The organism is Streptomyces sp. NPDC043896, from assembly GCF_056435605.1.
Genome location: NZ_JBWKEE010000006.1, coordinates 270,551 through 295,498 on the forward strand (window position 1 = coordinate 270,551; position 24,948 = coordinate 295,498).

General features: G+C 71.7%; 21 protein-coding genes, 1 tRNA gene and 1 riboswitch. Of the genes, 14 read left to right on the plus strand and 8 right to left on the minus strand.

The features are described from left to right. Positions 1-22: 22 nt before the first annotated feature. Positions 23-1,222 carry a globin domain-containing protein gene (locus AC069X_RS11390; RefSeq protein ID WP_478727431.1) on the minus strand — a complete coding sequence of 400 codons (1,200 nt, stop codon included), beginning with the start codon at positions 1,220-1,222 and terminating at the stop codon, positions 23-25. 122 nt (positions 1,223-1,344) lie between these two features. On the opposite strand from AC069X_RS11390, the gene AC069X_RS11395 reads away from it, so the two are divergent. The 9 genes from AC069X_RS11395 (at position 1,345) to AC069X_RS11435 (ending at position 12,432) form a co-directional block, all read left to right on the plus strand. Further along, entirely contained in the window at positions 1,345-2,661 is a 1,317-nt protein-coding gene (locus tag AC069X_RS11395) for a cytochrome P450 family protein (RefSeq protein ID WP_478727433.1), read from the plus strand. Between the two features lie 92 nt (positions 2,662-2,753). Next, a complete protein-coding gene (locus AC069X_RS11400; RefSeq protein ID WP_478727435.1) occupies positions 2,754-3,824 on the plus strand; it encodes a transglycosylase family protein in 1,071 nt (356 codons plus the stop codon). 275 nt (positions 3,825-4,099) lie between these two features. Continuing rightward, positions 4,100-4,271, plus strand: a riboswitch (cyclic di-AMP (ydaO/yuaA leader). A gap of 2 nt (positions 4,272-4,273) precedes the next feature. After that, entirely contained in the window at positions 4,274-5,014 is a 741-nt protein-coding gene (locus AC069X_RS11405) for a transglycosylase family protein (RefSeq protein ID WP_478727437.1), read from the plus strand. A gap of 316 nt (positions 5,015-5,330) precedes the next feature. Next, positions 5,331-6,617 (plus strand): phosphopyruvate hydratase, encoded by a 1,287-nt coding sequence (gene eno, locus AC069X_RS11410; RefSeq protein WP_427711197.1) that lies wholly within the window; start codon positions 5,331-5,333, stop codon positions 6,615-6,617. A gap of 143 nt (positions 6,618-6,760) precedes the next feature. Continuing rightward, complete coding sequence (locus AC069X_RS11415) at positions 6,761-7,249, plus strand: FtsB family cell division protein (RefSeq protein WP_007264518.1); 489 nt, start codon at positions 6,761-6,763, stop codon at positions 7,247-7,249. Between the two features lie 51 nt (positions 7,250-7,300). Beyond that, positions 7,301-7,855 carry a DUF501 domain-containing protein gene (locus AC069X_RS11420; protein ID WP_478727439.1) on the plus strand — a complete coding sequence of 185 codons (555 nt, stop codon included), beginning with the start codon at positions 7,301-7,303 and terminating at the stop codon, positions 7,853-7,855. After that, complete coding sequence (locus AC069X_RS11425; RefSeq protein WP_478727441.1) at positions 7,852-8,823, plus strand: Ppx/GppA phosphatase family protein; 972 nt, start codon at positions 7,852-7,854, stop codon at positions 8,821-8,823. The genes AC069X_RS11420 and AC069X_RS11425 overlap by 4 nt, the downstream gene beginning before the upstream one ends. Before the next feature lie 569 nt (positions 8,824-9,392). Next, entirely contained in the window at positions 9,393-10,778 is a 1,386-nt protein-coding gene (locus tag AC069X_RS11430; RefSeq protein ID WP_467888964.1) for an NAD(P)/FAD-dependent oxidoreductase, read from the plus strand. 277 nt (positions 10,779-11,055) lie between these two features. Further along, positions 11,056-12,432 (plus strand): class I SAM-dependent methyltransferase, encoded by a 1,377-nt coding sequence (locus AC069X_RS11435; RefSeq protein WP_478727443.1) that lies wholly within the window; start codon positions 11,056-11,058, stop codon positions 12,430-12,432. Positions 12,433-12,521: 89 nt separating this feature from the next. On the opposite strand, the gene AC069X_RS11440 is transcribed toward AC069X_RS11435, so the two are convergent. After that, positions 12,522-15,071, minus strand: a complete 2,550-nt coding sequence (locus AC069X_RS11440; RefSeq protein ID WP_478727445.1) for an ABC transporter permease — start codon at positions 15,069-15,071, stop codon at positions 12,522-12,524. A 56-nt stretch (positions 15,072-15,127) separates the two neighbouring features. Further along, complete coding sequence (locus AC069X_RS11445) at positions 15,128-15,895, minus strand: ABC transporter ATP-binding protein (protein ID WP_042803491.1); 768 nt, start codon at positions 15,893-15,895, stop codon at positions 15,128-15,130. Positions 15,896-16,326: 431 nt separating this feature from the next. On the opposite strand from AC069X_RS11445, the gene AC069X_RS11450 reads away from it, so the two are divergent. Continuing rightward, positions 16,327-16,409, plus strand: a tRNA-Leu gene (locus AC069X_RS11450). 136 nt (positions 16,410-16,545) lie between these two features. After that, a complete protein-coding gene (locus AC069X_RS11455) occupies positions 16,546-17,391 on the plus strand; it encodes a Bax inhibitor-1/YccA family protein (RefSeq protein WP_478727447.1) in 846 nt (281 codons plus the stop codon). A gap of 115 nt (positions 17,392-17,506) precedes the next feature. Here the strand turns inward: AC069X_RS11455 and AC069X_RS11460 are convergent, their stop codons facing one another. Further along, positions 17,507-17,737 (minus strand): DUF4287 domain-containing protein, encoded by a 231-nt coding sequence (locus tag AC069X_RS11460; RefSeq protein WP_478727449.1) that lies wholly within the window; start codon positions 17,735-17,737, stop codon positions 17,507-17,509. A gap of 102 nt (positions 17,738-17,839) precedes the next feature. Between AC069X_RS11460 and AC069X_RS11465 the strand changes: the two genes are divergently transcribed. Continuing rightward, positions 17,840-18,196, plus strand: a complete 357-nt coding sequence (locus AC069X_RS11465; RefSeq protein ID WP_478727451.1) for a hypothetical protein — start codon at positions 17,840-17,842, stop codon at positions 18,194-18,196. Here AC069X_RS11465 and AC069X_RS11470 read toward each other — a convergent pair. The 3 genes from AC069X_RS11470 to AC069X_RS11480 form a co-directional block, all read right to left on the minus strand. Continuing rightward, complete coding sequence (locus AC069X_RS11470; protein ID WP_478727602.1) at positions 18,180-18,986, minus strand: hypothetical protein; 807 nt, start codon at positions 18,984-18,986, stop codon at positions 18,180-18,182. The genes AC069X_RS11465 and AC069X_RS11470 overlap by 17 nt on opposite strands. A 314-nt stretch (positions 18,987-19,300) precedes the next feature. Further along, positions 19,301-20,521 (minus strand): acetyl-CoA C-acetyltransferase, encoded by a 1,221-nt coding sequence (locus AC069X_RS11475; RefSeq protein WP_478727453.1) that lies wholly within the window; start codon positions 20,519-20,521, stop codon positions 19,301-19,303. A 156-nt stretch (positions 20,522-20,677) separates the two neighbouring features. Further along, positions 20,678-21,733 carry an SGNH/GDSL hydrolase family protein gene (locus AC069X_RS11480; protein WP_478727455.1) on the minus strand — a complete coding sequence of 352 codons (1,056 nt, stop codon included), beginning with the start codon at positions 21,731-21,733 and terminating at the stop codon, positions 20,678-20,680. Between the two features lie 113 nt (positions 21,734-21,846). Between AC069X_RS11480 and AC069X_RS11485 the strand changes: the two genes are divergently transcribed. Further along, positions 21,847-23,229 (plus strand): cystathionine beta-synthase, encoded by a 1,383-nt coding sequence (locus AC069X_RS11485; protein WP_478727604.1) that lies wholly within the window; start codon positions 21,847-21,849, stop codon positions 23,227-23,229. Positions 23,230-23,574: 345 nt separating this feature from the next. On the opposite strand, the gene AC069X_RS11490 is transcribed toward AC069X_RS11485, so the two are convergent. Next, on the minus strand, positions 23,575-23,946 hold the full coding sequence (locus AC069X_RS11490) for a hypothetical protein (RefSeq protein WP_478727457.1): 372 nt from the start codon (positions 23,944-23,946) through the stop codon (positions 23,575-23,577). 148 nt (positions 23,947-24,094) lie between these two features. Between AC069X_RS11490 and AC069X_RS11495 the strand changes: the two genes are divergently transcribed. Further along, positions 24,095-24,937: a MurR/RpiR family transcriptional regulator gene (locus AC069X_RS11495; protein WP_478727459.1), complete on the plus strand. Its 843-nt coding sequence runs from the start codon at positions 24,095-24,097 to the stop codon at positions 24,935-24,937. The last annotated feature ends 11 nt before the right edge of the window (positions 24,938-24,948 follow it).

The window sequence follows — 24,948 nt, forward strand, 5'->3', positions numbered from 1 at the left end:
GGGAGCGGCGGCCGGCCGGGGCCTATTCGCGCGGGGCGCGGGCCGACGGGTTGTGCCAGTGCGGGGCCGGGCGGTGCAGGAACCACTCGCCGAAGCCGAGCGGCCGGGCGCGCAGGGCGGAGGCCACGGGGACGGCGTCGTGGAAGACCCGGTCGGGCCGGGCCCCGAGTTCCTCCAGGAGGTAGGAGGTCTCCTCGATGAACGGGGCGGGCCCGCTGAGGTAGACGTCCTGGTCCCGCCACAGGCCCCGGTTGCTGAGGGCGGTCGCGAGCCGGTCGGTGGCCTGGTTGCGGTGCCGGCCGGGGGCGGGGGTGATGTAGGTGACGCCGAGCCAGCGGCAGGCGGCGGCGTACTCGTCGATCAGGGGCCGGTCGTAGAGATGGGCGGCGTCCCGCGCGACGACGAAGAGCCGTACGTCGTGGTCGGGAGGGTGCTGCACGAGTTCCTCCACCAGGGCCCGTACGGGCGCCCAGCCGGTGCCGGCGGCGATGAAGGTGAGGGGGCGGTCCTCGCGGCGCAGGGTCAGCTGTCCGCCGGGGGCGCCGAGCCGCAGGACCTCGCCGGGCAGGACGTCGCGGACCAGGGCGGTGCTGAGCCGGCCGCCGTCGATCCGGCTGACGTGGAGGTCCACGGTGCCGTCGGGGCGGGGCGCGTTGCCGAGGGAGTACGTGCGCCAGGTGGTCGGGACGCGGTCGCTGCTCACGCTGACGTACTGGCCGGGCCGGTAGGGCAGGGGGGTGCGCGGTGCGAGGGTGAGCACGCCGATGTCCTCGCCGTACTGGAGGTGCCGCACGACCTCGGCCTCCCACCAGGGAGGGTCGCCGCTGTCGGCGGCGCCGGCGGTCATCGCGTCGGCGATGAACTGGTAGGCCTCGCACCAGGCCTTCTCGACGGCCGGGATCCAGGCGTCGCCGGAGGTCTCGGCGAGCGCGGCGAGCAGGCTGACGCCGACGGCGGCGTAGTGCTCGGGGCCGACGAGGAACTTGCGGTGGTCGCGTCCGAGGTCGCGCAGGTAGGGGATGAGGGTGTCGCTCTCCAGGTGGCCGACGACATGGGTGAGCGCGGCGAAGAGCCGGTCGCGCTGGCGCTCCATGTCCTCGGAGGAGTCCGGGAAGAGTTCGCGGAGCCCGGGGTTGTGCCAGAAGAGGTGGGAGTAGAAGTACTTGACCGCGTGCTCGGCCCGTCTCTCCACCACCGCGAAGCTGCTTTTCAAGATCCTCACATCCACAGAACCGAAAGTAGGAATGTCGCAGAACCTGACGTCAAGTGATGTCCGATCTGCGGACAGCCGCGACGAAGCGGCCATAAGGGATGGTCCGCGGCGCGCCGGGATACGGTCGACGGGTGCACGATCAGACCCCCGCCGCCCAGGCCGACCCGTCCCGCCCCCAGGGGCCGACCCTCTTCGACTGGGAGTTCGCGACCGACCCCTACCCGGCCTACGCCTGGCTGCGCGAGCACTCCCCGGTGCACCGCACCCGGCTCCCCAGCGGGGTCGAGGCCTGGCTGGTGACCCGGTACGCCGACGCCCGCCAGGCCCTCGCCGACCAGCGGCTGAGCAAGAACCCGGCGCACCACGCGGAGCCGGCGCACGCCAAGGGCAAGACCGGGATCCCGGGGGAGCGCAAGGCGGAGCTGATGACGCACCTGCTGAACATCGACCCGCCGGACCACACCCGGCTGCGGCGGCTGGTGTCGAAGGCGTTCACCCCGCGCCGCGTGGCCGAGTTCACCCCGCGCGTGCAGGAGCTGACCGACCACCTCATCGACCAGATCGTGGGAAAGCAGCACGGCGCCGGGAAGGGGGAGGCGGACCTCATCCACGAGTTCGCCTTTCCGCTCCCCATCTACGCCATCTGCGAGATGCTCGGCGTACCGCGCGAGGACCAGGACGACTTCCGCGACTGGGCGGGGATGATGATCCGCCACGGCGGCGGGCCGCGCGGCGGGGTCGCCCGCTCGGTGAAGCAGATGCGCACCTATCTCGGGGAACTGATCCACCGCAAGCGGGATGATCTGGGCAATGACCTCATTTCCGATCTGATCCGGGCGAGTGACCACGGAGACCACCTGACGGAGGCCGAGGCCACGGCGATGGCCTTCATCCTGCTCTTCGCCGGCTTCGAGACGACCGTGAACCTCATCGGCAACGGCATCCACTCCCTCTTCATGAACCCGGACCAGCGCGAGCGCCTCCAGGCCTCCCTGGCCGCCGGGGAGAGCGCGCTGCTGGAGACCGGCGTCGAGGAACTGCTGCGCTACGACGGCCCCGTGGAGCTCGCCACCTGGCGGTTCGCCACCCGCCCGCTGACCCTGGGCGGCCGGGACATCGCGGCCGGGGACCCGGTGCTCGTCGTCCTCGCGGCGGCCGACCGCGACCCGGAGCGGTTCGCCGAACCGGACACCCTGGACCTCTCCCGGAGTGACAACCAGCACCTCGGATACGGCCACGGGATCCACTACTGCCTCGGTGCTCCGCTCGCCCGGCTCGAAGGGCAGACGGCCCTCGGAACTTTGCTGAAGCGTCTGCCGGATCTGGAACTTGCGATTCCCCCCGCGGACCTGCGCTGGCGGGGCGGTCTCATCATGCGGGGCCTGCGCACCCTCCCCGTCCGCTTCACAGTCCCGAACGAAACGAAGCCGGAAGCGAACCGGGACTGACCGGAAGTCAGTCCACTCCCGAACTTGTGACATCCGTTCGAAGGCGGCTAGGTTCTGCCGTTACCCCGCCGTTATGCGAAAGGTGCAGCCTCATGCTTCCCGGGAACGGCCGCCACAGACGCCCCCGCCAGGTACCCGCGATCGTCGTCACCGCAGGAGTGACCGGATCCGCGCTGGCCCTGCCGCTGCTCGCCGCCACCGGCGCCAACGCGGCCGACACCGCCACGTGGGACAAGGTCGCCGACTGCGAGAGCGGCGGCACCTGGAGCGCGAACTCCGGCAGCGGTGCCTACGGCGGGCTGCAGTTCACCCTGGAGCAGTGGCGCAACGCGGGCGGACTCGCGTACGCGGAGCGCCCGGACCTCGCCAGCCGCTCCCAGCAGATCGCGGTCGCCGAGCGCGTGCTGGCCTCCCAGGGCCCCCAGGCGTGGCCGCTGTGCGCCGCCTCGGCCGGACTCACCCAGCAGGGCCCCGCGCCCGAGGTGGACCCGGGCGACAAGCTGGACCCGGGGCCCGTCGCGCCCACCCCGAGCCGGCCCGACGACTCGGTGCCGGCCACCGGCAAGGGCAAGCCCTCCACGGACTTCGGGGCCCCGACCCCGGCGCCCGGCACGCCCACCACCGGCCCGAGCGGACTGCCGGACTACCCGCTGGGCCCCTCCAGCGGACTGCCCGTCATGCCCGAGCCGGACTTCACCGTCCAGCCCTCCACCCCCGGCACGCCCACTCCCGGCACGCCCACCCCCGGCACCCCCACCCCCGGCACCCCCACGGCGCCGGGCGCCACGCCCTCCCCGGGCACCCCGACGACCCCGGCCACGCCGGGCGCCACGCCCGCCCCGGGCGTCACGCCCACCGCCCCCGCCACCCCGGGCGCCCCCACCGGCACCCCCTCCGGCACCCCGTCCGCCGAGGCGGGCGACGGCTCCGGCAAGCACCGCGGCCCGGCCGCGGTCGAGGTGCCGGCGGCACCTGGCACGGCGTCAGCGGCCCCCGCGGGCCCGACGTACACCGTGAAGCCGGGCGACAGCCTCTCGGACATCGCCAACGCCAAGGGCGTGCAGGGCGGATGGGGCGAGCTCTACAAGGCCAACGAGCAGGTCATCGGCGAGGACGCCGACCTCATCAAGCCCGGCCAGAACCTGGATCTAACCAAGAAATAGGGGGCAGTTCGGACATCCTTTAAGAGTTGAATGTCCGTTATCGTCAAATGAGACATGCATCTCTTCCTGCCAACTGGCGTGTCTCATTCCGGAACTTCCGGAAACCCGCCCCTCACCTGCACAAACGTGCTCAGGAGGAAGGCAAGTAGGCCGGTTTCTCCCCAAAATCACACGTTGAACATCGGGGAGAGACCTGTCTACCTTCTGAATCGCTCGCCACCGCGAGCTCCTTCGACCGCATCGCCGAATCCTGCCGGCGGACGGGGGGAACAGTCGTCGCGCAAGCGCCGAAGGCAGGAGCGGGGGAACCAAGGTAGGCGCCGGGAAAGGCCGTTGAGAGACGGTCCGGGTACCGGCTAGGGGTGAAGACACGCGCCGCGCCGCGTGACCGGGCACTCATCCGCCCGAACCCGACAGCTCACCTCGAAGGCGTCGGTGAGGAGAACTCCATGCTGCTTTCCGGCAAGGGCAAGCACCGTCGCGGCTCCAAGGCCGCCCGCATCGTCACGCTCGCCGGTGTCGCCGGTGTCGCCGTCGCGGCCCCGCTGATGACCGCCGGTACGGCCAGCGCCGCCACGGCCGCCGAGTGGGACAAGGTCGCCGCCTGCGAGTCCGGTGGCAACTGGTCCATCAACACCGGCAACGGCTACTACGGCGGCCTGCAGTTCTCGTCCTCCACGTGGGCCGCTTACGGCGGCAAGGCGTACGCCGCGCAGGCCAACCAGGCCACCAAGGCCCAGCAGATAGCCATCGCCGAGAAGGTCCTCAAGGGCCAGGGCAAGGGCGCCTGGCCGCACTGCGGCGTCGGCCTGTCGAAGTCCGCCTACAACGGCGGCGGCTCGACCACCCCGGCCAAGCCCGCCCCGGCGAAGCCCTCCAAGCCGGCCCCGGCCAAGCCCGCCCCGGCGAAGCCCGCTCCGGCCAAGCCGTCCACGCCGAAGGCCGACACCGAGACCAAGGGCTCCGGCTCGGGCTCCGGCAACTGGACCCCGTCCAAGCCGTCGACCCCGAAGACCGAGGCCCCGAAGTCGGGCACCGGCACCTACACGGTCAAGGAAGGCGACACCCTCGGCAGCATCGCCGACGCCAACAAGGTCAAGGGCGGCTGGGAGAAGCTGTTCGAGCTCAACAAGGACAGCGTCTCCGACGCCGACCTGATCTTCCCGGGCCAGAAGCTGAAGCTCGCCTGAATCTCCGCGTAACACTCGCTGCGCCCCGCAGCGTCCCCGCCGCCCGGCGCGTATCCCCCCACGCGCCGGGCGGCGGCATGTCGTCCGCCGGTACCCGCACAGCGGAACCGGAACACCGGCCTCCGGCATCGGACCTCCCGCGGAACGCGGAGAATCGAGGGTCCTATGTCCAGGAAGACGGGTATTCGGCCCCTTTTTCGTCCCAGGACCCGGGCGGTCGGGCAGCCCACCGCCCGAAGCCGGTTAGGCTCTAGGCGGCAGGGCCGGCCCACGGCCCACGCGCCACCGCACACCCAGCGTCACATCCCAGAAGGAGATGCTCGTGCCGTCCATCGACGTCGTCGTAGCCCGGGAAATCCTGGACTCCCGAGGCAACCCCACGGTCGAGGTCGAGGTGGGCCTCGACGACGGCAGCACCGGCCGTGCTGCCGTTCCGTCCGGCGCCTCCACCGGTGCCTTCGAGGCCATCGAGCTCCGCGACGGTGACCCCAACCGTTACATGGGCAAGGGCGTGGAGAAGGCCGTCCTCGCCGTCATCGAGCAGATCGGCCCGGAGCTCGTCGGCTACGACGCCACCGAGCAGCGCCTGATCGACCAGGCCATGTTCGACCTGGACGCCACCGACAACAAGGGCTCCCTCGGCGCCAACGCCATCCTCGGCGTGTCCCTCGCCGTCGCCCACGCCGCGTCCGAGGCCTCGGACCTCCCGCTGTTCCGCTACCTCGGCGGCCCGAACGCGCACCTGCTGCCCGTTCCGATGATGAACATCCTCAACGGTGGGTCGCACGCCGACTCCAACGTCGACATCCAGGAGTTCATGATCGCCCCGATCGGCGCGGAGTCCTTCTCCGAGGCGCTGCGCTGGGGTGCCGAGGTCTACCACACCCTCAAGAAGGTCCTGCACAACAAGGGCCTCTCCACCGGCCTGGGCGACGAGGGCGGCTTCGCCCCGAACCTGGAGTCCAACCGCGCCGCGCTCGACCTCATCATCGAGGCCGTCAAGCAGGCCGGCTACACCCCGGGCAAGGACATCGCGCTCGCGCTCGACGTCGCCGCGTCCGAGTTCTACAAGGACGGCAAGTACGAGTTCGAGGGCCAGTCCCGCTCGGCCGCCGAGATGACCGACTACTACGCCGAGCTCGTCGAGGCGTACCCGCTGGTCTCCATCGAGGACCCGCTGTTCGAGGACGACTGGGCCGGCTGGAAGACCATCACCGACCGCCTGGGCTCCAAGGTCCAGATCGTCGGCGACGACCTCTTCGTCACCAACCCCGAGCGCCTCGCCCGCGGCATCGAGGAGGGCTCCGCGAACGCCCTGCTCGTGAAGGTGAACCAGATCGGCTCCCTGACCGAGACCCTCGACGCCGTCGAGATGGCCCAGCGCAACGGCTTCAAGTGCATGATGTCGCACCGCTCCGGCGAGACCGAGGACGTCACCATCGCCGACCTCGCCGTCGCCGTGAACTGCGGCCAGATCAAGACCGGCGCCCCGGCCCGCTCGGACCGCGTCGCCAAGTACAACCAGCTGCTGCGCATCGAGGAGATCCTCGACGACGCCGCCGTGTACGCGGGCCGCTCCGCCTTCCCGCGCTTCAAGGGCTGACACGGCCCCGAGGGCTGACGCCGCCTCAGGGCGGCACCCCGGGGGGACACCCCTGGGGTCCCAGCCTCCGTACGTCCCCGCACTCGGTCCCGTACCGTGTGCGGGGACGTATTGCGTAGTGCGCGCACAGGGGAGGCGGGGTTATGGCCGGGAACCGGGATCGGTTCTCCACCTTCTCGACGGCGACCCGGCTCAAACAGCTCGGCGAACGGACCGCGGCCCACGTCTACCGCTCGCAGTCCCGCCGGCACATCCGCCGCAGCCGGCTCACCGGCCGCGCGGCACTGCTGGTCCTCGTCCTCTGTACGCTGGTCGTCGCCCTCGCGTATCCGATGCGCCAGTACGTCTCCCAGCGCTCGGAGATCACGGACCAGCAGCGGGCCGCCGACACCGCGCGCAAGCGCCTCGAACAGCTCCGCGACGAGAAGGCCCGCTGGCAGGACCCCGCCTACGCGGAGCAGCAGGCGCGCAGGCACCTGCACTTCCTGCGCCCGGGGGAGATCGGCTACATCATGACCGACCCCGGCGCCGCGGCCCCGGAGCACCGCCGCGGCGGCCAGGACGGTTCCGACCGCCCCTGGTACTCCAACGTCTGGGACGGCGTCGACAAGGCCGACCGCCCCGGCGAATGACCCACTGACCCACCCATCACGCACGACCGAACGAAGAGACTTCCTCCAGGCATGCAGACGCCCCCGCCCCAGACCGACCGGACCGAGCCGACCGACGCGGACATCGAGGCGTTCGAGCAGCAGCTCGGCCGCCCGCCGCGCGGGCTGCGCGCCATCGCGCACCGCTGCCCCTGCGGCCAGCCGGACGTCGTCGAGACCGCACCCCGGCTGCCCGACGGCACCCCCTTCCCCACGCTGTACTACCTGACGTGCCCGCGCGCGGCCTCCGCGATCGGCACCCTGGAGGCCAACGGCGTGATGAAGGAGATGCAGGCCCGGCTCGCCGAGGACCCGGAGCTCGCCGCCGCGTACCAGAAGGCGCACGAGGACTACATCGAGCGCCGTGACGCCATCGAGGTGCTCCAGGGCTTCCCGAGCGCCGGCGGCATGCCGGACCGGGTGAAGTGCCTGCACGTGCTCGTGGGCCACTCGCTGGCCGCCGGCCCCGGGGTGAACCCGTTCGGCGACGAGGCACTGGCCATGCTGCCGGAGTGGTGGGCCAAGGGCGCCTGCGTCACCCCGTGCGGGGAGAAGAAGGAAGAGGAGACCGGGGAGGGCGCCGCATGACCCGGGTCGCGGGCATCGACTGCGGTACGAACTCCATCCGCCTCCTCGTCGCCGACTACGACCCGGCCACCGGGGAGCTGGTGGAGCTCGACCGCCGGATGGTCATCGTCCGGCTCGGCCAGGGCGTGGACAAGACCGGCCGACTGGCCCCGGAGGCCCTGGAGCGCACCTTCGCGGCCTGCCGCGAGTACGCCGGGGTGATCAAGGAGTTCGGCGCCGAGCGGGTGCGCTTCGTGGCCACCTCGGCCTCGCGCGACGCGGAGAACCGGGACGAGTTCGTCCAGGGCGTCCTGGACATCCTCGGCGTCGAGCCGGAGGTGATCTCCGGGGACCAGGAGGCGGAGTTCTCCTTCACCGGCGCCACCAAGGAGCTCGTCGCGCACGAGCACCTGGAGCGGCCGTTCCTGGTGGTGGACATCGGCGGCGGCTCGACGGAGTTCGTCGTCGGCGAGGACCACGTCCGGGCGGCCCGCTCGGTCGACGTGGGCTGCGTCCGGATGACCGAGCGCCACCTGGTGGTGGACGGCCAGGTCACCGACCCGCCGTCGGAGGCGCAGATCGCCGCCATGCGGGCCGACATCGAGACGGCGCTGGACCTGGCCGCCGAGACCGTCCCGCTGGCCGAGGCCCGCACGCTGGTGGGCCTGGCGGGTTCGGTGACCACGGTCGCCGCGATCGCCCTGGGCCTGGACGAGTACGACTGGTCGCGGATCCACCACTCCCGGATCTCCTACGAGCAGGTCCGCGAGATCAGCGACCGCATGCTGACCTCCACCCACGCCGAGCGCGCCGCCATCCCCGTGATGCACCCGGGGCGGGTCGACGTGATCGGCGCGGGCTCCCTCGTGCTGCTCGCGATCATGGAGCGGATCGGCGCCACCGAGGTCGTGGTCTCGGAGCACGACATCCTGGACGGCATCGCGATCAAGACCGCGGAAGAGGCGGAGGCGGGCGAGGGCGGGTCCTGACCCGCCGCCCCGCCCCCTCGCGCCGGAGGGCCCCCGCACCGCGCGGGGGCCCTCCGGCGTTTCGAGCGTTTTCCGGTCGGCCGTGCAGCGGTCGTCGTGCGGTCCTGTGGCTGAACATCGCGTTCCGCCCGACGGGTGGCTGGTGGGAGGGGGGAGGAGCCCCGGTGCGGTGGTGGTGCGAGGGCAGTGCGGGGCCCCCGGTACGGCCGAAATGGCCCCTGCGGGCACGAGGTTCGTGAAGTTCTTCACAAGGAAAAAGCGCCGACCGGGTCAACAAGAGGGCTCTCGGGCCCCTTCTCGGGGGTCGCAGGGCCGTTTCGGCATCTGTTTGTGCGATGCGGGGCCGCGACGGGTTTCGTATCAGAGGTATGGACGAAGCCCAGTGGTCCAGTCCGGTTGAGGCCTTGGAGGCCTGTTCAGGACGGGTGCACAACGACTCCCGTTACATGTTGGTTCCCGTTGCGCGCCATGATCTGGGTCACGCGGGCCGCGCAGTGTAGCAGAGGCCCTGCCGCACCTTGTGAAGGGGCTCACGAGCGTCACCCCTTGGGGTGCTGGATACTCGTTCCATGAGCACCACGGAGCGTCCCAGGATCCTCGTAGTAGGAGGTGGGTACGTAGGCCTGTACGCGGCCAAGCGCATCATGAAGAAGATGCGCTACGGCGAGGCGACCGTCACGGTCGTCGACCCGCGGTCGTACATGACCTACCAGCCCTTCCTCCCCGAAGTGGCCGCAGGCAACATCTCGCCTCGGCACGTCGTCGTCCCGCTGCGACGCGTGCTGCCCAAGGCTGAGGTTCTCACCGGCCGGGTCACCACCATCGACCAGGACCGCAAGGTCGCCGTCGTCACGCCGCTGGTCGGCGAGGCGTACGAGCTGCCCTTCGACTACCTGGTGATCGCGCTCGGCGCCGTCTCCCGCACCTTCCCGATCCCCGGCCTGGCCGAACAGGGCATCGGCATGAAGGGCGTGGAAGAGGGCATCGGCCTGCGCAACCACGTCCTCGAGCAGCTCGACAAGGCCGAGTCCACGACGGACGAGAACGTCCGCCGCAAGGCGCTCACCTTCGTCTTCGTCGGCGGCGGCTTCGCCGGCGCCGAGACGATCGGCGAGGTCGAGGACATGGCCCGCGACGCCGTGAAGTACTACTCCACGATCAAGCGCGAGGACATGCGCTTCATCCTGGTCGACGCGGCCGACAAGATCCTTCCCGAGGTCGGGCCCAAGCTCGGCACCTGGGGCAAGGAGCACCTCGAGTCCCGCGGCATCGAGATCTACCTCAACACCTCCATGGACTCCTGCGTGGACGGCCACGTGGTGCTGAAGAACGGCCTCGAGGTCGACTCCAACACCATCGTGTGGACCGCGGGCGTCAAGCCGAACCCGGCGCTGGCCCGCTACGGCCTGCCGCTCGGCCCGCGCGGCCACGTGGACACCGCCCCGACCCTCCAGGTCCAGGGCACGGACTACATCTGGGCCGCCGGCGACAACGCCCAGGTTCCGGACGTCGCCGCCCGCAAGGCCGGCGTCGAGAACGCCTGGTGCCCGCCGAACGCCCAGCACGCGCTGCGCCAGGCCAAGGTCCTCGGCGACAACGTGGTCTCCGGCATGCGGGGCTTCCCGCAGAAGGAGTACGCGCACTCCAACAAGGGTGCGGTGGCGGGCCTCGGCCTCCACAAGGGCGTCGCGATGATCGTCATGGGCAAGATGAAGATCAAGCTCAAGGGCCGGCTCGCCTGGTACATGCACCGTGGCTACCACGGCATGGCCATGCCGACCTGGAACCGCAAGATCCGCGTCTTCGCCGACTGGACCCTCGGCATGTTCCTCAAGCGCGAGGTCGTCTCCCTCGGAGCACTGGAGACCCCGCGCGAGGAGTTCTACGAGGCCGCCAAGCCGGCGCCGGCCCCGGCCGCCGCCGCTGCCCCGGCCGAGAAGGCCAAGGCCTCCTGACCCGGAGCACTCCGGCAGGAACCTGAGCACGACCCCGAAGGGGCCGCCCGCCATCCGTGGTGCGGGCGGCCCCTTCGGCGTACCCGGGGACGGCCGTGCGGTGCGGCCTCCCGGTGGCCGGATCCGGGCGCGGGAGTGGCCGGAGCGGCCCCCTTACCGGGGGTCCGGCGCGGCCCGCTGGAGGCCGGGTCGAGGGCCGGTCCAGCAGGCAAACCGGTCGTGATTGCCCCAGAGGGGAAGTGGGAAGTCGTTCCACGGAACTCTGGAGGTGCCTGAAATGACCGACGCCGCGCCGCGGCTGGCAGCGATTGCCGAAACCCTGCTGGGCGCCCCCGTGCCCGTGCGGATACGGGCCTGGGACGGCAGCGAGGCCGGCCCCGCCACCGGCCCCGTGCTGGTGATCAACCACCGGCGCGCCCTGCGCCGGATCCTGTGGAAGCCGGGCGAGCTGGGGCTCGCCCGTGCCTGGGTCGCCGGGGACCTCACGGTCGAGGGTGACCTGTTCGAACTGCTGGACAAGGTGGCCGGGCTGCTCTGGGAGCGGGAGCCCGCCGCCGCGCCCGCGCCCGCGCCGGTCCGCTCCGGCCTGGGCAAGCTCGCCGCCCTGCGCCCGCACCTGCCCGGGCACGTCCCCGGGACCACCGGGACCGCCGCGCTGCTGCGCGACCCGGCCGCACGGGCCGCCGTACGCGACCTCGTGGCCCTGGCGCGCCCGTGGACCGCGCCCGCGCCGCCGCCGGAGGAGGCCGTCCGCCGGGGCGGGCCGCGCCACTCCAAGCGGCGCGACAGCGAGGCGATCAGCCACCACTACGACGTGGGCAACGACTTCTACGAGCACGTGCTCGGCCCCTCGATGGTGTACTCCTGCGCCTACTGGACCCCGGACGGCACCCTGGAGGACGCCCAGCGGGACAAGCTCGACCTGGTCTGCCGCAAGCTCGGGCTGAAGCCGGGGCAGCGGCTGCTGGAAGTCGGCTGCGGCTGGGGCTCCATGGCCCTGCACGCGGCCCGCGAGTACGGCGTGCAGGTCACCGGCATCACGCTCTCCCGCGAGCAGGCCGCGTACGCCCGCAAGCGGATCGCCGAGGAGGGCCTGACCGACCGGATCGAGATCCGGGTCCAGGACTACCGGGACGTCAAGGACGGCCCGTACGACGCGATTTCCTCGATCGGCATGGCCGAGCACGTGGGCTCCGAGCGCTACCGCGAGTACGCCCGGATCCTGCACGCCCTGCTGGCCCCCGGCGGCCGGCTGCTGAACCACCAGATCGCCCGGCCCCCGGAGCACGACGAGGAGGCGTACGAGGTCGACGAGTTCATCGACGCGTACGTCTTCCCGGACGGGGAGCTCTCCCCGATCGGCACCACCGTCGGCGAACTGGAGCGGGCCGGCTTCGAGGTCCGCGACGTGGAGGCGCTGCGCGAGCACTACGCGCTGACCCTGCGGGCCTGGGTGGCACGCCTGGAGGAGCACTGGGACGAGGCCGTACGGCTGACCTCGCCCGGGCGGGCCCGGGTGTGGCTGCTGTACATGGCGGCCTCGGCGCTCGGCTTCGAGCACGGCCGCCTGGGGGTCAACCAGGTGCTCGCGGTGCGCCCCGGGGACGGAGGGGCCTCGGGGATGCCGCTGCGGGCGCGCGTCTGGGGCGCGTAGCCCCCGCGGACGGACGACGGGAAGGGCCCCGGGGCGTGTGCCCCGGGGCCCTTCCGTGTGCGCCGTGCGCGGCGCGTACGCCCTTGCCGCTACTCGGTCTTGATGGCGGTGAGCATGTTCAGCCGGGCGGCGCTGCGGGCCGGCCACATGGCGGCCAGGACGCCGACCACGGCGGCCAGCAGGAGGAAGACGCCGATCCGGTCGTAGGGGAGGACCAGTTCGTAGTTCGGCACCGACTTGGTGAGGGTGGAGCCGACGGCCCAGGCGAGGAAGACGCCGATGCCGACACCGAGGACCGCGCCGAAGAGCGAGATGACCACGGACTCCAGACGGATCATGTTCTTGACCCGCGCCCGGTCGAGGCCGATCGCCCGCAGCATGCCGATCTCCTGGGTCCGCTCGAAGACGGACATCGCCAGGGTGTTGACCACGCCGAGCACCGAGATGATCAGCGCCATGCCGAGCAGGCCGTACATGATGTTGAGCATCGTGTTGATGATGCCGCCCATCTCGTTGCGCATGTCCTGCTGGGTGGCGACGGTCATCGCCGGGTTCTTGCCGAGGGCGTCGATGACGGCCTGCTGGCTCGCCTTGGACTGGCCGCCGCTGGTGTTGACGTAGACCTCGGGGATGAGCTGCTCGTCGGTGTGCGCGGCGAGGATCTTGTTGTCGAGGACGAAGGGGGACAGCAGTCCGTCGAGGTCCTCGTAGACCGCGCCGACCTTCAGGGTGGCCTTCTGGCCGTCCTCGAACTGCGCCTGGAGGGCGGAGCCGACGGTGAGGTTCTGCTTCTTCGCGGTCTTCTCGGCGACGGCGACCTCGCCCTTGCCGAGGCTGTCCAGGGAGCCGCCGACGACCTTGATGTTCAGCACCTGGCCGATGGCGGCCGGGTTGACGCCGGACGCGGCGCGGAAGCTGTCGCCGATCTTGAAGTAGCCGGCGGCCTGCGGGGAGACCGCCGTGACGCCGGGGGCCTTGGCCAGGGCCTCGACGACCGACTTGTCGAGGCTGCCCATGCCGCCGGACATGGTGACCTTGTAGTCCGCCTTCAGCTTGTCGGTGCTCATCTTGTCGATGGCCTTGCCCATGGTGACGCCGAGCACCGACATGGTGGTGACGAGGGTGAGGCCGATCGCCAGGGAGGCGGCGGTGACGGCGGTGCGGCGCGGGTTGCGGACGGCGTTCTGCGCGGCCAGCTTGCCGGGGACGCCGAAGACCTTCTGCAGGGCCGGGCGGATGCCCGCGATGACCGGCTTGGACAGCAGCGGCAGCAGCACGATCATGCCGATGAGCATGAGGGCCGCGCCGGCGCCGATGACCATGCGGCCGTCGCCGCCCATCGAGACACCGAGGAAGACGACGCCGATGCCGGCGAGGCTGACGACGGAGCCGATGACGTTGCGGACCACGAGGGACTTCGCGGAGGCCGGCAGGTGGGCGCTGCCCATGGCGGCGACGGGGGCGATCCGGCCGGTGCGCCAGGCGGGCAGCAGGGCGGCGACGGTGGTGACGAGGACGCCGATGACCAGGGCGGCGATGATCGTGCCGGGGGCGACGACCAGGTCCCCGGCGGGGATCTTGGCGCCGAGGGAGTCCATCAGGGAGCGCATGCCGACCGCCAGGCCGACGCCGGCGGCGAGGCCGATGGCGGCCGAGAGGGCGCCGACGACCAGGGCCTCGGCGAGCACCGAGCGCATGACCTGGCCGCGGTTGGCGCCGACGGCGCGCAGCAGGGCCAGCTCCTTGGTGCGCTGGGCGACCAGCATGGTGAAGGTGTTGTAGATCAGGAAGACGCCGACGAAGAGGGAGATGCCGGCGAAGGCGAGCAGCATGTTGCTCATGCTGCTCATCCCCTTCTCGATGTCCTTGGCCTGCTGGGCGGCGAGTGCGGCGCCGGTCTGGGCCTTGGTGGTCTTGCCGTCGACCAGCGGCTTGATGTCGGCGAGCAGCGTGTCGGCGGAGGCGCCGGGGGCGGCGGCGACGGAGAGCTCGTCGTAGAAGCCGGGCTGGAGGTAGAGCTGCTGGGCGACCTTGGTGTCGAAGAGGACGAGGCTGCCGCCGGCGTTGACGGCGCCGTCCTCGGTGGTGAAGACGCCGGCGAGGGTGAACTCGCGGACCGGGCCGTTGGTGGCGACGCGGACCTTGTCGCCGGTCTTGTACCCGCCCTTGGCGGCGGACTCCTTGTCGAGGGCGACCTGGTCGTCCTTGAGCGGGCCGGTGCCGTCGGTGAACGTGTAGCGGGGGTCCTTGCCGTCCTTGACGGGGGCGTAGTTGGAGCCCTTGTTGGCCCAGCCGGTGCCGATCAGCTTGCCGTTCTCGTCGCCGACGCCGGCGAAGCCGGAGACGCGGCCGGAGACCGAGCCGACGCCCTTGACGGCCTTGACCTTGTCCAGGGTCTGCTGGCTGATGCCGGGGTCGCCCTCCTTCTGGCCGTCCTCGGAGCGGGCCTGGCCGTACGAGGTGACGGAGACGGCGACGCCGTCGTAGCTCTTGGCGGACTGGCCGGACAGGGCCTTGCCGAGGGTGTCGGTGAAGACGAGGGTGCCGGAGACGAAGGCGACGCCGAGGGTGACGGCGAGCACCGTCATCAGCAGCCGGGCCTTGTGCGCGAGGACGTTGCGCAGGGCGGTACGGAACATGGGGTTATCAGTCCTGGGCTGGAAGTCTGTTCGTGGCTTCGGTGATCAGTGACCGATCAGCTGGTGCGGCCCTTGGCGTCGAAGGCCTTCATCCGGTCGAGCACGCCGTCGGCGGTGGGGGCGTACATCTCGTCGACGATGCGGCCGTCGGCGAGGAAGATCACGCGGTCCGCGTAGGAGGCGGCGACGGCGTCGTGGGTGACCATGACGACGGTCTGGCCGAGCTCGCGCACCGAGTTGCGCAGGAAGCCGAGGACCTCGGCGCCGGAGCGGGAGTCGAGGTTGCCGGTGGGCTCGTCGCCGAAGATGATCTCGGGGCGGGCGGCCAGGGCGCGGGCCACGGCGACGCGCTGCTGCTGGCCGCCGGAGAGCTGCGTGGGGCGGTGGGAGAGGCGGCCGGAGAGGCCGACCATGTCGACCACGGTGTCCAGCCACTGCTTGTCGGGCTTGCGGCCGGCGATGTCCATGGGGAGGGTGATGTTCTCCAGGGCGGTCAGGGTCGGCAGCAGGTTGAAGGCCTGGAAGATGAAGCCGATCTTGTCCCGGCGCAGCTGGGTCAGCTGCTTGTCCTTGAGGGAGCCCAGCTCGGTGTCGCCGATGCGGACGGAGCCGGAGGAGAAGGTGTCGAGGCCGGCGACGCAGTGCATCAGCGTGGACTTGCCGGAGCCGGAGGGGCCCATGATCGCGGTGAACTGGCCCTGGGCGAAGTCGACGGAGACGTTGTCCAGGGCGACCACCTGGGTCTCGCCCTGGCCGTACACCTTGGAGAGCTGCGCGGCGCGGGCGGCCACGGCCTGTGCGGTGTGCTGCCGGGCGTAGTTCATGGCGGTCACGGGGGGACTCCTGTCGAGCGGTCGTGCGGTGCTGCGGGACCTTTCCATCCTCACCGGGGGCACCCCCGCCGGGGATCAGCCGCGGTGCCCGTTCGACGGCCCACTGGAGTCTGACCGGAAGCCGCCCCGTCTCCTCCTCTGGTATGACAGGAGCGCCGCCGGGGAGGGGTGCGCGGGGCGTCGCGCAGGGGGTGGCCCGGGGTGGCGGGAGGGGTGGCGGGCGGCAGCGGAATCAGGTCAATCCCGGGGCGGCGCGGATCATCCTCCGGAAGGGGGCCGACCGCGACTTATCGGCCCTGACGCCCACTCAATCGCCAATAAAATCAGACAACATCGGATAGAGAGCACTCGGCCGGGCATGGTGTTCCGGATAGGCTCATCACCACGTTCAAGGCTTTTTTCCACGGGGCCCGCCGCGCCTTGCCCGGATGGTGGAATGGCAGACACGGCGAGCTTAAACCTCGCTGGCCCTCGGGCCGTGCCGGTTCAAGTCCGGCTCCGGGCACTCAGCGGCGCTTGCCGTTTATCCCCGGCGGTTCGCCGCGCCTTCTCCTAAGATCCTCCTCCAGCAGTAGGGTGCTTTCTTTGCGAGCGCATTACTCTTGATGCAAGGCCGCGCACGGTGGCCATGGAGGAGTGAGATGAGGAGCAGTAACCCGGTCTTCTCGCGACGGGGGTTCAGCCGCGACAACGGCGGCTACGCGGGCTTCGAGGCGCAGGCCGGGACCGCGACCAACCCGTACGCGACGAATCCTTACGCCACCGACCCGACCACCGGCATGCCGGCGGCCCCGGTCCGCGGCAACGCGATGACCATCGACGACGTCGTGACCCGTACGGCCATGACGCTCGGCACCCTGATCGTCACCGCCACCCTCGCGTGGATCGCCCTGCCCGTCGACCCGGCCAACGTGGGCAAGTCCTACGGCATCGCCATCGGCTCGGCGCTCATCGCGTTCGTCCTCGCCATGGTGCAGAGCTTCAAGCGCAAGCCGATGCCGGCGCTGATCCTGGGCTACGCGGCGTTCGAGGGCGTCTTCCTCGGCGTCATCTCCATGGTGACCAGCACCTACATCAGCCCCGGCGTGGTCGTCCAGGCCGTGCTCGGCACGATGTGCGTCTTCGCCGCGGTGCTCGTGGCGTACAAGATGCGCTGGATCCGCGTCACCCGCCGCTTCACCGGCTTCGTGATGGCCGCGGCCCTCGGCTTCGTCCTGCTGATGGTGGCGAACTCCCTGTTCATGCTGTTCGGCGGCGGTGACGGCCTCGGCTTCCGCAGCGGTGCGCTCGGCATCGTCTTCGGCATCGTCGGCGTCATCCTCGGCGCCTGCTTCCTCGCCCTGGACTTCAAGCAGGTCGAGGACGGCGTGACGTACGGCGCCCCGCGCGAGGAGTCCTGGCTGGCGGCCTTCGGCCTGACGCTGACCCTGGTGTGGATCTACCTGGAGCTGCTGCGCCTGTTCCAGATCCTCTCGGGCGACGACTAGTCGTACCGGCAAGAGCGAAGGGAAGGCCCCGCGAGCGTCCGCTCGCGGGGCCTTCCCGCGTTCCGGGCTCCTCGGGGAGCCGGGGGTCGGGGCCGGTCAGGGGTCGGGGGCGGGCTCAGCCGAACCTGCGGGCGGCTCTGCGCAGGCCGTGCTCGTGGATGATCGCCTTCGCCTGGCCGTACGACAGCTCGTGCGCGCCGAGCAGCCAGCTGACCTTCTCCTGGAACCGGACGAGGGAGGGGCCTTCGTCGACGGTGCGGAGCCAGTCGGAGATCTCACGACCGGTGGTCTGGGGGATTCTGTCGATCATGTTGCGGTGGGTCTTCTCGGAGAACTCTACGGACATGGGCGCCTCCGGGGGGTGTCGCCGTGCTGTTCTCTTCACGTCACCGTGCCGCAGAGTTCGCCCGTTGGCAATGGTGCCGGGACGGCGCGTAAGGTCGGCCGGGTGCTCGATACCTCACCCCTGAACGCCGCCGTGGAACGCTTCGCCGACCGGCTGCGGGCCGCCCCGCAGAGCCGGCTCCGGCAGGGTGCGGCCGCCGAGGCCCTGGAGCTGGCCCGTGAGCTCGCGCTGCGGGCCCAGCGGCTGGAGGACCCCCGGGGGGCGGCTCCGGCGCGCGTGATGCCCGACGCGGGCCTCTTCACCGTCGGGGACCAGGTGGCGGTGGCCGGGCTCGACCTCGCCGAGGCGCTGCGCGCGGCGGAGGCCGCCGGCGCCCCCGCAAACGCGAAGGCCCCGTCCGAGGTGCTGGACGAGGCCGTGGCGCTGGTGGAGCAGGCGGAAGTCAGAGCGATGCGATGACCCGGTCCGCGAGGATGTAGACGTTGCTGTCGGGGTCCTCGGAGTCACCGCAGGAGAAGGTCAGCGCGTAGGCGCCGGAGATGCCGGAGCCGCCCAGCAGGACCGGTGCGGTGCCCGAGCGCAGGGCCTCGGCGAGGCGCTCCGCGGTCTCCCGGTGGCCCGGGGTCATGCACAGCGTGGTGCCGTCGGTGAAGACGTACACGTCGAGGGTGCCCAGCGGGCCCGGGCGGACGTCCGCGAGGGCCGTACGGGCCTCCGCGAGCTCCTCCAGGCGGCTGACGGTGCGCTCGTGGTCGGCGCCGGGGTTCGGCTGGACCGGGACGAAGTCGGGGTGCGAGGGGTGGCGGCGGCGGGCCGCGGCCAGTTCCGCCGAATCCTCGGGGTACTCGTCGGCGAGGTCGTCGCCCAGGACCGGCTCCAGGCCGGCCATGTCCGCCTGCCGGGGCAGGAAGACCGGGCTGTCCTCGCCGAGGCCGGGCAGGCCGCCCAGCAGCGAGGGGGCGTCGGCGGCGTCGCGGGCCTCCTGCGCGGCCCAGAAGGCCCGCGCCTCGGCCAGCTCGCGCTCGCGCTCCTCGGCGAGGGCCTCGGCCACGGCGGCTCGTATCTCGGCGGCGGGGGACTGAACCCCCGCGCTGCGGGCGTGCGGGACGGTCGCGGCGCGCGGGTGGGTCGACACCGCCAGCTCATCGCGCAGGGCGGTGACCTGCTTGCGCAGTCCGTGGACGGCGTGCAGCGCAGCAGCGCCCACGGCCGTGGCAGCGGCCGTGGTCAGCAGCAGGGCAAGAGACATGGCGCTCACTGACTAACTCCTGGTTGATTCGATCCCCCGACTTCCTACATCAGCTTGTCCTGTGCTGTGAATGGCGTGCAGTGCATTACGTCATGAATTGGACAGGTCTTTCGTCCTTGCGGAGCAAGGGGTATGGCTTCTGACCTGGGCAAATACCGATCCCCCAGGACAAAGGTCACATCCTGGGGGAGATTCGGTCACAGGTCGGCCGCGACGGGATTGGATCCGCCGTCAGTAGAGCGCACGGATCTCGAGGATCCCTTGCGGGGCCTGGGGGCCCGGCTCGATCCCGTGATCGCCGGGGCCGTCCGGCACTACGACAGGCGCTCGATCACCATGGCCATGCCCTGGCCGCCGCCGACGCACATCGTCTCCAGGCCGAACTGCTTGTCGTGGAACTGGAGGCTGTTGATCAGGGTGCCGGTGATACGCGCCCCGGTCATCCCGAACGGGTGACCGACGGCGATGGCCCCGCCGTTGACGTTCAGCTTGTCGAGCGGGATCTCCAGGTCGCGGTAGGACGGGATGACCTGGGCCGCGAAGGCCTCGTTGATCTCGAACAGGTCGATGTCGCCGACGGTCAGCCCGGCCCGCTTCAGGGCCTGCTTCGACGCCTCGACCGGGCCCAGGCCCATGATCTCGGGGGAGAGGGCGGTGACGCCGGTGGAGACGATCCGCGCCAGCGGGGTCAGGCCCAGCTCCCGCGCCTTGGTGTCGCTCATGATGACGAGCGCGGCGGCGCCGTCGTTGAGCGGGCAGCAGTTGCCGGCGGTGACCAGGCCGTCGGGGCGGAAGACGGGCTTGAGGCCCTCGACGCCCTCCAGGGTGACGCCGGCACGCGGGCCGTCGTCCTTGCTGACGACGGTGCCGTCCGGGGTGGTGACCGGGGTGATCTCGCGGGCCCAGAAGCCGTTCTTGATGGCCTCCTCGGCCAGGTTCTGCGAGCGCACGCCGAATTCGTCCATGTCCCGGCGGGTCACGCCCTTGAGGCGGGCCAGGTTCTCGGCGGTCTGCCCCATGGAGATGTAGGCGTCCGGGATCAGGCCGTCCTCGCGCGGGTCCTGCCAGCCGCTGCCCTCGCTCTGCGCGACCGCCTCGGTACGGGCCTCGGCGTCCGCGAACAGCGGGTTGTGGGTGCCCGGCAGGCCGTCGGAGGAGCCCTTGGCGAAGCGGGACACGGTCTCGACGCCGGCGGAGATGAAGACGTCGCCCTCGCCCGCCTTGATGGCGTGCAGCGCCATGCGGGAGGTCTGGAGGGAGGAGGAGCAGTAGCGGGTGATGGTGGTGCCGGGCAGGTAGTCCATGCCCATCTGCACCGCCACGATACGGGCGAGGTTGTGGCCCTGCTCGCCGCCGGGGAGGCCGCAGCCGAGCATCAGGTCGTCGATCTGGCGCGGGTCCAGCTCGGGGATCTTGGCCAGGGCGGCCTGGATGATCGTGGCGGTCAGGTCGTCGGGGCGGACGTCCTTGAGCGAGCCCTTGCCGGCGCGCCCGATGGGGGAGCGGGCGGTGGAAACGATGACGGCTTCGGGCATCGGGACTCCAAGGGGGTGCGTCGTTGCGGGACCGCATGCGAAGTTACCGCCCCGTACGGTCGAGGTCACCGGCCCGGGCGTGTGACGCCCGCCCCATTTCCCCGCGCGCCGCCCCCGGCGTCGGTCGAGGGATGGTGGAGCGGGGCCCCGCAAACCCTAGGGCCGGGTCTGGGGGGTGGCCGCGGCCGCCGTGGCCGCCGGGGCCGGGGGCTGCGGCTCCGGGGGCTGCGGTTCCGGGAGGCGCCGGCGGCGGCGGTGCTTGAGGAGGGCCCACGGGCCGCGGGCCGGGGTGACCTCCGTGCCCGCCTCGCCCGCCGCGGCGGACGCCGCCTTGGCCACCAGCAGCATGTCCTCGTCCCGCGAGACGTCCAGCCGGTCCGAGCCCGGCCACAGGCCGAGCGCCGCGCACAGCGTCGGCAGCACGGCCATCGCGGCCGTCGCGTACCCCTCGGCCGAGGGGTGGTAGGAGTCGGGGCCGAACATCTCGCGCGGGTTCGCCGCGAACTCCGGGCCCAGCAGGTCCCCCATCGAGATCGTGCGCGCCCCCAGCGCGACCACGCCGATGGTCTGTGCCGCCGCCAGCTGCCGCGAGACCCGGCGGGCCATCCACCGCAGCGGCTGGTACACGGGCTCGATCGTGCCCAGGTCGGGACAGGTCCCGACCACCACCTCGGACCCAGCGAGCCGCAGTCTTCGTACCGCCGACGTCAGCAGCCGCACCGACTGCGTGAGCGGCATCCGCTTGGTGACGTCGTTCGCGCCGATGATGATCACGCACACGTCCGGCGCGGGCCCGTTCCCGTCGAGCAGCAGGCTCACCTGGCGGTCGAGGTCGTCCGACATGGCCCCGGAGAGCGCGACGTTGCGCAGTTCCACCGGCCGCTCGGCCACCGCGGCCAGCCCGGAGGCCAGCAGCGCCGCCGGCGTCTGGCGGGCCCGGCGGACGCCCAGGCCGGCGGCCGTGGAGTCGCCCAGCATGCCCATCCGCAGTGGTCCCGGGCTCAGCTCCGGACCGCTGAACTCGCTCCCGTACAGGCCGTCCGCGCGCGGCGGATCCTCCAGCGTGGTGCCGACCGTGCGCTTCGCGAACTGCACCTCCGCCAGCACCAGACCGACCGCGGCGACTCCGACCAGCCCGAGTCCGCCCCCGCCGTACGCTGCCCCCGCCGCGATCCGGCGGGCCGTCCTCGCCCTGGACACCCTTCGAGCCACCTCCTCCGTCGTGTTGACCTACCTGCCCCGTACTGCCGGTCGGCCAATCCCTTTCCGCATACTCTGGCCGGACCTCCCGGAGAACCCGTGGAGTCCCCTTCTTGGAGAACATGGTGCAATTCCACGACTCGATGATCAGCCTCGTCGGCAACACCCCGCTGGTGAAGCTCAACCGCGTGACCGACGGCCTGCAGGCCACCGTGCTTGCCAAGGTCGAGTACTTCAATCCCGGCGGTTCGGTGAAGGACCGCATCGCCGTCCGGATGATCGAGGCCGCCGAGCAGAGCGGTGCCCTCAAGCCCGGTGGCACCATCGTGGAGCCCACCAGCGGCAACACCGGCGTCGGACTCGCCATCGTGGCCCAGCAGAAGGGCTACAAGTGCATCTTCGTCTGCCCTGACAAGGTGTCCACGGACAAGATCAACGTCATGCGCGCGTACGGGGCCGAGGTCGTGGTCTGCCCGACCGCCGTCGACCCCGAGCACCCGGACTCGTACTACAACGTGTCCGACCGCCTCGCGCGCGAGCCCGGCGCCTGGAAGCCGGACCAGTACAGCAACCCGAACAACCCCCGTTCGCACTACGAGACCACCGGTCCCGAGCTGTGGGAGCAGACGGACGGGAAGATCACGCACTTCGTGGCGGGCGTCGGCACCGGCGGCACCATCTCCGGCACCGGCAACTACCTCAAGGAGGTCAGCGGCGGGAAGGTCAAGGTCATCGGCGCGGACCCGGAGGGCTCCGTCTACTCCGGCGGCAGCGGCCGCCCGTACCTCGTCGAGGGTGTCGGCGAGGACTTCTGGCCGACGGCCTACGACCCGAACGTCACCGACGAGATCATCGCGGTGTCCGACAAGGACTCCTTCCAGATGACCCGCCGCCTGGCGAAGGAGGAGGGCCTGCTGGTCGGCGGCTCCTGCGGCATGGCGGTCGTCGCCGCGCTGCGCGCCGCGGAGGGCCTGGGCCCGGACGACGTGGTCGTCGTGCTGCTGCCGGACAGCGGCCGCGGCTACCTCAGCAAGATCTTCAGCGACGAGTGGATGGCCGGCCACGGCTTCCTGGAGGAGGCGGGTCCCGCCGCGCGCATCGGCGACGTCCTCGCCGACAAGGAGGGCGGCATCCCGTCGCTCGTCCACATGCACCCGGAGGAGACCGTCGGCCAGGCCATCGAGGTCCTGCGCGAGTACGGCGTGTCGCAGATGCCGATCGTCAAGCCGGGCGCCGGCCACCCCGACGTGATGGCCGCCGAGGTCATCGGCTCGGTCGTGGAGAAGGAGCTCCTCGCGGCGCTGTTCGCGCAGCGGGCCTCGCTCGGCGACCCGCTGGAGAAGCACATGAGCGCGCCGCTGCCGCAGGTCGGCTCCGGTGAGCCGGTGTCCGAGCTGATGGCGGTGCTCGGCGAGGCCGACGCGGCGATCGTGCTGGTCGAGGGCAAGCCCACCGGTGTGGTGAGCCGCCAGGACCTGCTGGCGTTCCTGGCCAAGACGGCCAAGTAGCCGAGGGGTCCCTCCGTACGGGGCCGGACGGGGCGGCGGGCCACGGGGCCGCCGCCCTTCGGCGTGTACGGGGTTCGGGGAGGCGGGGACCGCCGCACCCCCGGCGGACCGGGGGGCGGGACGACGGCGGTCCCCGCCCGGGACACGGGCCGGGTCAGGGCCGTCCGCGTCCGTGGCGCCGGCGCGTCCCGGGAGCCGCTCCGGGGTGCGCGGGTGCCGTGCGAGCGTCGGCGGGTCCTTCCGGCTTGCCGGGCGTCCCGTCGACAACACCACTGTGGCGCACTCGTGTTAAGCGGGTGCTGCCGTCACGTGTCGCCCCCGTACCGTTCGCGCGAAAGGGGCGGGTCAACGCACCTGGCCGCGCGGGTCGCGGGAGCGGCGGCGCAGGCGGCCGGTGTGGGCGAGGCTGACTCCGAGGATGCCCGCCCAGGCCACCACCAGCCCCCCGATGCCCTGGGTGATGCCGATGGCCGACAGGGGGACGGCCAGCACCAGGGTGACGATCGCGAACCCGAAGCGCTCCCCGAAGGCGCCCACCGGGGTGGTGCCCGGGCCCGGCGCGCCGCGCTCCAGGAGCAGCCGCTCCTCGGCGAGCCTGCGCCGGACCTGGGTGTCGACCTTGTCCACGAAGGAGTCCACGAGCGCGGCCTCGTACTCGGGCCCGAGCTCCCGCCGGGCCTCCAGCGTGGCGGTGAGTTCCTTCTTGAGCTCTGTCATGCGGACACCGTAGGAACGGCGCCGGCGGCCCGCACTGGGGGTAGCCCCCGTATCCGGATCGCGGGCACCGGCTTGCCGTGCTGCATAGACACATGCAGAGTGCAGGGTGACTGAATATCTCACCGGGGAAGGGACGGAGGGGGCGGCGATGAACGACAGCCCGGCCGCACGGCTGCAACAGCTGTTCGAGGGGCACCGGCTGACGCCGACCCAGCGGCGGATCGCGCACTGCATGGTGCGCGGCGCGGCGGAGGTGCCCTTCCTGTCGAGCGTGGAACTCGCCGAGCTGGCCGGGGTGAGCCAGCCCTCGGTGACCCGGTTCGCGGTGGCCCTCGGTTTCGACGGGTACCCGGCGCTGCGCCGCCACCTCCGCGAGGTGGCTCCCGCGGGGCGTCCGGAGCCCGCGCGCGAGGGCGAGTACAACGAGTACCAGCAGGCGGTCCAGGGCGAGATCGAGAACCTCCGGCGGCTCTCGGCGATGCTCGCGGACCCGGCGCCGGTCGAGGAGGCGGGCCGGGTGCTCGCGGCCTCGTCCCCGCTGCCGGTGCTGGGGCTGCGGGCGGCGTCCTCGCAGGCGCGCGGGTTCGCGTACTTCGCCGCCAAGGTGCACCCGGACGTACGCCTGCTCGACGAGGGCGGCTCGATGCTCGCCGACCGGATCGACGCGGCGGCCGCGGCCGGGGCCTCGGCGCTGCTGTGCTTCGCCCTGCCGCGGCATCCGCGCGAGGTGGTGGAGGCCCTGGAGCACGCGCGGGCGGCCGGGCTGACGGCGGTGACGGTCGCCGATTCGGCGTTCGCGCCCGTGGCCCGGTACTCGGACCTGCTGATCCCGGCGCCGGTGGGCACCGGGCTGGCCTTCGACACGGCGTGCGCGCCGATGCTGCTGGGCCGGGTGCTGCTGGAGGCGATGGCGGACGCCCTGCCGGACGCGCAGGCGAGGCTGGAGGACTTCGACGCGCGGGCCGCGGCGCGGGGGCTCTTCGTGGAGTGACCCGCGCGGCG